Origin of the sequence: Acidovorax sp. SUPP3334 (assembly GCF_030159055.1) — a bacterium.
Lineage (GTDB): Bacteria > Pseudomonadota > Gammaproteobacteria > Burkholderiales > Burkholderiaceae_C > Paracidovorax.
The window spans coordinates 1-512 of the sequence record NZ_BQXQ01000136.1; the positions used below are offsets into that span (position 1 = coordinate 1).

1 protein-coding gene is annotated in these 512 nt (G+C 68.4%); it reads right to left on the bottom strand.

Annotated elements, in window-relative coordinates; translation table 11 throughout:
* Positions 1 to 504, bottom strand: a 504-nt coding sequence (locus tag AVHM3334_RS23830; RefSeq protein WP_284415893.1) for a transposase, incomplete at its 3' end; no start/stop codon positions are given.
* Positions 505 to 512: the final 8 nt, after the last annotated feature.

Genomic DNA, 512 nt, shown 5'->3' on the forward strand with positions numbered 1-512 from the left:
GCCCGCGCGCTTGGCCGCGGCGACAACCTTGTGGCGTGCGATCTCCAGCAGCCGCGAGTCCACCGGGTGCGCGATGGCCTTCTCCTGTACCGTGGTGTCCACGATCAGCCGCTCGAACTCGGCCGGCCCGATGGCCTTGGAGGCCACCGCCGTGTCGATGGTGGCTTTGAGCAACTCCTCAACGCCGGCCTCGCCGATGGCCGAGCGAAAGCGTCCGATCTGCGTGGCATCGCAAGGCAGGCGTGGCTCGTAGAACGTCATGCCGCTGAAGTGCTGCCACACGACGTTCTCGGCCCAGCGCTCCACCAGTTCTTCGTCGCTCAGCTTGTACGCGTGCTTGAGGTACAGCAGGCTGGCCATCAGGCGCAGGGGAAGACGGGGACGGCCGGCGGCAGCAACACCGGCACCGGCCACTTGCAGCGATGGGCCGAACAGATCGTCCTGCGCAACGGCGCGGCCCTCACGCACATGGCGGGCAAAGTGCGGCGCCAACGCCGCCTCGATCTGCGCCC